This is a genomic window from Skermanella sp. (assembly GCF_059503625.1).
Genome location: NZ_JCACHA010000904.1, coordinates 1 through 7,606 on the forward strand (window position 1 = coordinate 1; position 7,606 = coordinate 7,606).

The 7,606-nt window shown below is 61.0% G+C and carries 6 protein-coding genes and 1 pseudogene; 3 read left to right on the plus strand and 4 right to left on the minus strand.

Annotated elements, in window-relative coordinates; all coding sequences use genetic code 11:
- The 3 genes and pseudogenes from AC5JJ6_RS32955 to AC5JJ6_RS32965 form a co-directional block, all read right to left on the minus strand.
- A partial coding sequence (locus AC5JJ6_RS32955; RefSeq protein WP_496046096.1) for a phospholipase effector Tle1 domain-containing protein occupies positions 1–460 on the minus strand: 460 nt, incomplete at its 3' end.
- A gap of 132 nt (positions 461–592) precedes the next feature.
- Positions 593–2,026, minus strand: coding sequence for an FAD/NAD(P)-binding protein (locus tag AC5JJ6_RS32960; RefSeq protein WP_496046097.1), 1,434 nt, complete (start codon positions 2,024–2,026; stop codon positions 593–595).
- A 210-nt stretch (positions 2,027–2,236) separates the two neighbouring features.
- A pseudogene (locus tag AC5JJ6_RS32965) lies at positions 2,237–2,692 on the minus strand (IS5 family transposase); the annotation flags it as partial.
- A gap of 196 nt (positions 2,693–2,888) precedes the next feature.
- Between AC5JJ6_RS32965 and AC5JJ6_RS32970 the strand changes: the two are divergent.
- A complete protein-coding gene (locus AC5JJ6_RS32970; protein ID WP_496046098.1) occupies positions 2,889–3,833 on the plus strand; it encodes an IS110 family RNA-guided transposase in 945 nt (314 codons plus the stop codon).
- A gap of 56 nt (positions 3,834–3,889) precedes the next feature.
- Here AC5JJ6_RS32970 and AC5JJ6_RS32975 read toward each other — a convergent pair whose 3' ends face one another.
- Entirely contained in the window at positions 3,890–4,522 is a 633-nt protein-coding gene (locus AC5JJ6_RS32975) for a transposase (protein ID WP_496046099.1), read from the minus strand.
- Positions 4,523–5,103: 581 nt separating this feature from the next.
- Here AC5JJ6_RS32975 and AC5JJ6_RS32980 point away from each other — a divergent pair.
- Both AC5JJ6_RS32980 and AC5JJ6_RS32985 read left to right on the plus strand, forming a co-directional pair.
- Positions 5,104–6,336, plus strand: a complete 1,233-nt coding sequence (locus tag AC5JJ6_RS32980) for a lipopolysaccharide biosynthesis protein (protein ID WP_496046100.1) — start codon at positions 5,104–5,106, stop codon at positions 6,334–6,336.
- A 99-nt stretch (positions 6,337–6,435) separates the two neighbouring features.
- Complete coding sequence (locus tag AC5JJ6_RS32985) at positions 6,436–7,563, plus strand: glycosyltransferase (protein WP_496046101.1); 1,128 nt, start codon at positions 6,436–6,438, stop codon at positions 7,561–7,563.
- Positions 7,564–7,606 lie beyond the last annotated feature (43 nt).

Sequence of the window (7,606 nt, forward strand, 5' to 3'; positions counted from 1 at the left end):
ATCCGTATGTCTTGTAGACCTTCTCGACCGCTTCCTCGACCAGTTCCCGGCGGGCGTCCTTCGACGTGCGGGGCTGCCGGCCGCGGGCATCCGTGCCGGGAACGCCGCACAGCTTCAGGACGCCGCCCAGGCTGCGGACAGTATAGGCGCCCCTGGAAAAGCCGAACAGAAAGATGTGGTCGCCCGGTTCGTAATGCTGGATCACCGCGTCGTAGCAGTCCTTTATGTTCTGCGAGATGCCCAGTCCGGTAGCCTGGGACAGGGTGTCGTGGATCCAGCGCGTCCACTTCCCCGCGCCGTCCGCCCGCGCCCCCAGGCCGGCATCGTAGAAGCAGACCTGGGTGGAAGGATCGTCGCAGCAGCAGGCTTGATACAGCCGGAAGACATTGGTGTTGTCGGCGCCCTTGGCGGTTCCGCCCTGTCCGGTGCCGTCCGAGAAGATGCAGATGTTCTTGGCCATGACGATGTTCCCAGGGATGACAGGAAATCGAACCGGCCGCATTCTACCATTCGTTTTAAATTGACATGAATTGCCATTCCGTCATCACGGCACCCCACGGATGGGCATGAACCGTTGGCCGGTGCAGCCGTATCAGGTCTCCAGCTCCCGATAGGCCGGGTGAAGCCGGCGTGCGATGTCCGCGCACTGGACGCGCAGTTCGGGAACGGCGGTGATTTCCCAGAAGGCGCCGCGAGTGACCGGCCCTAATGCATAGAGTCCCTCCGTCGGGCTCCCATCGGCTCCGATGACGACGGAACGGTCGGTTACGTCGAGGCCGAGGCCAAGTGCATCCGGCCGGGCGAGGCCGCCGTCCAGGAGGCTGCGGACCAGGGGATGACCGATGCGGGCGTAGTCGCAGGCCGGGCCGGAACAATTGATGACCCAGCCCGCCGCAAGCTCGGTCTCCTGCGCGGCCCCGTGCGGCGTCACGACGGGAACCAGTCCGCCGGGGGTCGGGCGCAGGGTCCGCAGCCGGCCGCGCTGGAATGTCAGCCGTCCCTCCAGCTGGAGCTTGTCCAGGAGGCTGGCCACCTCCGGCGCCATGCGATGGCGGTGGATGTCCCAGTAGGGCCTGAGATGGCGCAGGAAGCGGCGGCGCTGTGCGTCGGGCAGACGGCGCCACAGGCGGCGCAGATTCGGGCGCAGGGCATCGAGCACGCTGCGCCAGTCGTAACCGGCGTGGGCACCGACGACGACTTCGCGCCGGACACGGCGGAGCAGGTCGAGCACACGCAACGGGGGTGCGTCGTCCGCCAGGAAGTCGTCGACGTAACCGGGATAGGAGCGCGCTTCCTTATGGGTCGTCGGCAGCAATCCCCGGCGGGACAGCGCCGTGATCGGCCCGCGATGGCCGTTCCGCTGGAGCGAGATCACGAGGTCGGCAGTGGTCAGGCTGGTGCCGAGCACCAGCACCGGCGCATCCGGCGGAATCCCGGCAATCTCTGGGGCATTCCAGGGATCGCCGATGTAGAACGGGCTGCTTGCCCCCTCCCGGCACACGCCGCCCGGCAGCGCCGGCGGAAAATTGCCGATGCAGAGGGCCACGGTATCGACCTCTATCTCGCTGGAGCAGGCGAGACGGAGGACGAAGCCGCCTTCGGGCCGGCGGCGCAGGTCGACGACGTCGTCGCCCAGCGTCGAGCAGGTGCCGTGGCCCGCCGCTTCGCGAACGGCGGTTGCGAACTGTTCCTGGATGTATGTGCCGTAGAGGCCGCGCGACACGAAGGCGTGACCGCTGGGCGGGATCGCGTTGGCGGGGCTCCTGGGGTCGTCCCGCGCCCAGAGCCACATCAGGAAGTGCCGGGGATCGTCGGGATAGGCGCTCATGTTGAAGGCCCGGACGTTCAACAGGTGAGCGTCGTTGCCGGTCGAGTAGGCGACGCCCCGCCCGAAGTCGCCTCGCCGCTCGACCAGGAAAAGGTGCGTCGGCGTCTCCGCCTGCCGCAAGAGGTGGACGGCAAGCAGAGTCCCGGTGAAACCGGCCCCGATGATGCCGATGCGGTGTTCCCGCTGGATTGTTCCCATAGGCGCTTCCCTGCTCCCCGACTGCGGCATGGCCGCGAGTGCGCGGCATGATCCTGGATCTTGTGGAACCGTTGGTCGGTGGATGGTGCCGCCTGGAGCGGGCGCAATCAACTACATTGTTACGATAGATTTGGTCGTCTTTAGATCGTAGCGCCACTCCGGTCGGCTTTTTGGACGGCGCTTTGGTCGCCTGAGAGCCCGTTTGAAAAGTTAGCATGATGGCAATCTGTTTTGGCTTGAATGAGCAAGTCGCTGGAGCATGAGTCGGATCATTGCAACGGTGACCATAGCCTCGGAAACCTCAGGCAACTGCTCGTAGTCTTTTGAGAGGCGGCGCCAGCGTCCAAGCCAGCCGAAGGACCTCTCGACGACCCAGCGGCGTGGGATGACGACGAAACCGACGGTTCCGGCGATGCGCCGCACGACGATCAGGGTCAGGCCGAGCAGGAAGCAGGCGAGCAGGGTGGCGGCACGGTTGTAGGCGCTGTCGGCGAACACCGCGCGGAGCCAGCAGTAGAGCGGCTTGATCTTTCTCAGGAGATCGCAGGCACCGTCGGCATCCTGGATGTTGGCGGCATGGACGACGATGCCGAGCAGCAGGCCGGACGTGTCGACCGCGATGTGGCGCTTGCGGCCCTTGACCTTTTTACCCGCGTCGTAGCCCCGAGGCCCCCCTTGTGTGACGGTGGTGGTGTATGTTGGAGGCCGGATAGCTCGTCGGCCAACGAGCTATCCGGGTTGACCGACCCCGTTCCCCCCAGGACCTTGCAGGCCGAGAAAAAGCGCGAGGGCGGTCGACCTTCCTTGAAGTCCGAACGGTTGCATGGGCGAGAAGCCCGAACCACAAGAAAGGACCATGAGGATGCCACAGTTGGTCCAATCTGCGGGGATTGATTGCGGGAAGCGCTTCCTCGACCTCGCAGTCTATCCCGGAGGCGAGCAGATCCGGCCCGAAAACGAGCCGGCGGATCACCAGAGGCTGGTGGTCTGGTTTAAGGAGCGCGGCGTCACCCGAGTTGGGCTGGATGCTAGTGGCGGCTACGAACGCGCGGTGCGCGATGTGCTGTGCGCGGCTGGCCTGGAGGTCCACATCCTTGACCCGGCGCGCGTGCGCCATTTCGCCAAGGCCAAGGGGCGGCGGGCCAAGACCGACCCGATCGACGCACGGGTGATTGCCGAGTTTACCGCCACCTTGGTCGACACTCCGCCAGTAACGGTTGAGCCGGCGCGCGAGGACTTGGCCAAGCTGATCCGGACGCGCCGCCTGCTGGTCGACAAACGCGCGGACATGACCAAAGCGATCAAGGACTTGCCTGACGCCGCCAAGACTGTGGTGGAGACCGCGCTGGCGAGCTTGGCCACGGCGATCGTGGAGTTGGAAGAGCTGATCGATCGGCAGGCTGGGGCTGATGCGGCGCTGGCCAAGCGGGTCGAGGCACTGTGCAGCGCGCCCGGCATCGGTCAGACCACCGCGGTGGCCATGGCGGTCCTGCTGCCCGAGCTGGGACGGATCTCTGGCTGCGCGATCGCCGCCTTGCTCGGGGTCGCGCCGTTTGCCGATGATAGCGGTGATCGCAAGGGCGAGCGCCACATCGCCGGTGGGCACGAGGACGTGCGTCAACTCCTCTATATGTCGATACTCCGCGCCGCCACTCAGGGCCAGGGCGTGCTGCGCACGTTCTATCTCTGTCTCACTGGCCGCGGTAAGCCGGCCAAGGTCGCTCTGACGGCCTGCATGCGCAAAATGATTGTACGGCTCAACGCCATGCTGGCCGCCCAACAGACTTGGAAGGAGGAGCCCGCCTGAGCCTCCGGCTCGATCACGCACAGGGCTAGGCGCCGGCAGGATGGCTCCGTCCTGGCCTATCCCTTTGTTCGATCGGCAAGACCATCCCTTCGCCCCGACCTGGCTTCCGGTAAGTGCCGCGCGCAGGGACGGTCAAGGATGCCCCTAGGGCACCGCGCAGCGGCGCGCGACGCGCGTCCTTGACGGTCCCGAGCACGGTGCTGAACTCGCGCCAGGAGGGTCGAAGCGCCTCCTGCTGCGTTGTCCGCCGCGCGCTTGGCTTCCACCCGCATGTCCCGTACCAGTTTCTGCCCGACGTCGAAAGGACACGGTTGCTTTTCCGTCGTCTTCACGCTCTGGCTGTCGATGATGGCGGCGCTTGGGCTGGCGTCGCGGCCCTCGCGCTCGCGGAGCAGAGTGACGAGTTCATGTCGCATGGTTTTCCAGACGCCCGCCTCGATGAAGTCACGGAAGTAGCCGTACACCGTGCGCCAGGGCGGGAATGCTGGCGGCGGCAGGTGGCGCCACTGGCAGCCGGTTCGCACCACGTAGAACAGGCCGTCGAGCGTTCGCCGCATGTCGGTCGTCCGCGGCCGGCCTCCCGGCTTCGGTGGCGGGATCAATCGTTCCAGCAGGCGGTATTGATCCTCGCTCAGCGCTTGGCCGCAGCCGTAATCTCCAACCAGCACGCGATCTTCGGGCGTCCACATCGGTGGTCTCCGTCTGAAGAACTTTCCCGCCAAAACACCCCTCATCCCAATTTGTCACGACCTCTCAGGCCGTAATGCCGACCTTTCCAAACGGGCTCTTAGCTTCCGATCATTTGCTCGTACACGGGATGGGCCGAAATCAAATATCGGAATTAGTTCACAATTTCCGGGACCGAACCATAGAACGGCTCACACCACCTCTGAAAGCATGAAGCACGCGTCGATTGACATTAAAATACTATCAATGGATTAGTGTCTGCAAGATCACACGATATAATCTATTTTGTATCAGCCAAATGCGCTCTTCTCGCAATGCCTGATATGTTGATAGACAGGTTTATCAAAGGGCATGCTGCATTCTGTTCCTTGGTCAGTAATATGATACTTCATGATACCTACGAAGGTAGGCAAAGGCTTACTCAATGCTCAATTACCTTTCGCGATGATTGAAACATGAAAATATGCAAGTGAAAATACCAACGACTTGGAACTCCCCTTTCCGAGCAGCAGTAGTTGCTGCCACGGCACGGGTCGTGCAGATCGCTTGCATGGCGCTGATAGTACCCCTGGCATCGAATCACATGTCCAAGGACGCTTTCGGTATTTGGGTTTCCATGACCGCATTGCTGGCGGTCCTATTTATTATAGATTTTGGGATAGGGTCAGGGCTGGTAAATGCCATCACCGAGATGCGCCAGAAGGCAAAACACACCACTATCGTTGATATAATCACGAATGCCTACATCATCCTGGTCGCACCGGCTGCAATGATCCTTGGTACGACCGTGCTGGCGTGGCAGGCAGGCTGGATGGATAACTTGGCCGGGAATGTAACAGAGGCGGAACTTGGCGATGTCGGCGCGGCTTTGGCACTGACTCTGATCTCCATAGCTATTTTCGCTCCTTTGAGCCTAATCGGGAAGATCAGACTGGCCTTTTCCGAAGTTCAGCGCCACAACATGTACGACATGATTTCGGCCATTGTGTCGGCTTTATGTATCGCGGCGGCTGCGGTGCTCAACCCAGGGCTGGTCAGCATGACCATGGCCCTCGTCTTGCCGCCGGTATTGGTTCACGCAGTGAACACCCTCATGTTTTTCAGGAACCACCGGGAACTCATCCCTCGTCTCGCCGCGCCGGACATGGAGATCACCAGCCGGTTGGTCAGAAGTGGCGGACTTTTCTTCGTGATGGCCGCCGCGTCGATCGTCAGTCTCAACTTGGACGCACTGCTTGCCTTGAAGGTGCTGGGCCCCGCCGCAGCGGCGGAATGTGGTATTGCCATAAAGCTCGTATCCGCGCTGCAAGCCGTGATCAGCATGATGATGATACCGTATTGGCCTGCATATGCAGGCGCCACATCCAGCAGATCGGCATCCGGCGTGAGAGCGATACTGTGGCGCTCGCTCGGAATCTCCCTGTTGTTGGCTGCTCCTCCCGCCCTGCTGATCGGCTTGGCAGGGAACGATATCATCGGACTCTGGATCTCACCGGATGCAGTCGTCAATCCGAGTTTGCTCCACGCCGCCGCGATCTGGATTCCGCTGTTCGCGATCGGAGCGTCGCTCACCGCTTGCGCCAACAATGCGCCCTTCATCAAGGCACAGGTCTGCATTCTGGTTGTCGGTGCGATTGCGGTTATCACGGTCAAGATCATGATGATGCGCGCTATGGGCGTATCCGGTGTCTTATGGGCTGCAGTCATGACTTATCCTGCATTTGTCCTGATCCCCGGTTTAGCGATGATTGAAAGGACGCTTTCCCGCTGGCAGGCAGCGCAAGCAGGTGGATTGTCGATGGTAGTGCAGCGTTGACCACCCTGACGTGGAAGCTTAGTCGAACGTGATCAAACCTTGGGCAGAACTTGGTATTGCCGTAGAGGTCCTGTACTGGTGTTCATTGGGAGTGCGCATATGAAAATCTTCTACCTGCTCAATGGCTTTTCAAATGGCGGTGCCGAGTTGGGCTTGGCGACCATGGTGGAAAAGGGGTTTTTCGAAGGTACTGAACTGTTGATCTGCGCCTTGGTCCGGGATGACGGATGGGCAGGCGAGCGTCTGTCCGACAAATTGGGTTCCGACCGCGTCTGTCACTTGTTCGAGGGTAACTCGGTCAGCGGCATGACGATGCTGCGCGCTCTTCCGCGCATTTTCCAGATGCTGGCCAAGTTCAAGCCCGACCTGATGATTCTGTCCCTGCCGCAAGCCAATATCGTTGGCCGCCTCGTCGCAACATGCTATCCGAAACTCAAAGTCGTTGCATTTGAGCATAGTGAGTTCCATCGCCGCAATATAACTGGTCCGCTCTTGAAATTGACCGCCGGCAGGATCGATGCAGTTTTATACGATGACCCGGAAACTTGGGCTGCGATGCGCAGGTTTCACCGTAGATTGCCGGACAGATCACACTTCCAAGTGCCCTTGACGATGCTTGATGTTAGGGGAAGCGTTCCGGATTGGCCCGATGGGCGCGTCCGCATGCTGACAATTGGACGCCTCTGTGCAGTGAAGAACCATGCGGATTTAATCAAGGCAGTTAGGCTTCTCGTAGACAGGGGCTATGACATCTCACTCGACATAGCTGGGAATGGCCCTCTGCACGATGAGCTTGAAGGCCTTGTGCATAGGCTTGGCCTAACCGACAGGGTCAGGCTGCTGGGTTTCCGTCGGGATTGCCGATCTCTCCGGCAGACAAGCGACATCTATGTCCAGTCGAGTTCTCATGAGGGACTATGCATTTCCGTGCTCGAGGCAATGGCCGAAGGAATGCTGGTCGTATCGACCGATGTCGGGGGTATGCGCAGATATGGTATTGATGGCTACAACATGATCAAGGCAGTCACCGTCGGTCCTGAGCATTTGGCAGGTGCCTTGATCCGCGCGCTCGATAATCCGGGTGGCAACAAGCAAATTCGCGAGGCGGCACTTAGGACCATTCAAGAAGGCTTCACTCAGCAAGCCGTCCAAAAACTCTGGTCAGTAGCACGATCGGGTCTTAGCATTTCGCCAGCCTCAGAAATGACGGCAGCCTTCAATGATTAGAGCGGGCTCTTAAAATCCCATTCTGCATATAAATTGTCCAGCA

Coding starts and splice junctions, on each gene's coding strand:
- AC5JJ6_RS32985 (WP_496046101.1), top strand. CDS start 6,436: ATGAAAATCTTCTACCTGCTCAATGGCTTTTCAAATGGCGGTGCCGAG.
- AC5JJ6_RS32960 (WP_496046097.1), bottom strand. CDS start 2,026: ATGGGAACAATCCAGCGGGAACACCGCATCGGCATCATCGGGGCCGGT.
- AC5JJ6_RS32975 (WP_496046099.1), bottom strand. CDS start 4,522: ATGTGGACGCCCGAAGATCGCGTGCTGGTTGGAGATTACGGCTGCGGC.
- AC5JJ6_RS32980 (WP_496046100.1), top strand. CDS start 5,104: ATGTCCAAGGACGCTTTCGGTATTTGGGTTTCCATGACCGCATTGCTG.
- AC5JJ6_RS32970 (WP_496046098.1), top strand. CDS start 2,889: ATGCCACAGTTGGTCCAATCTGCGGGGATTGATTGCGGGAAGCGCTTC.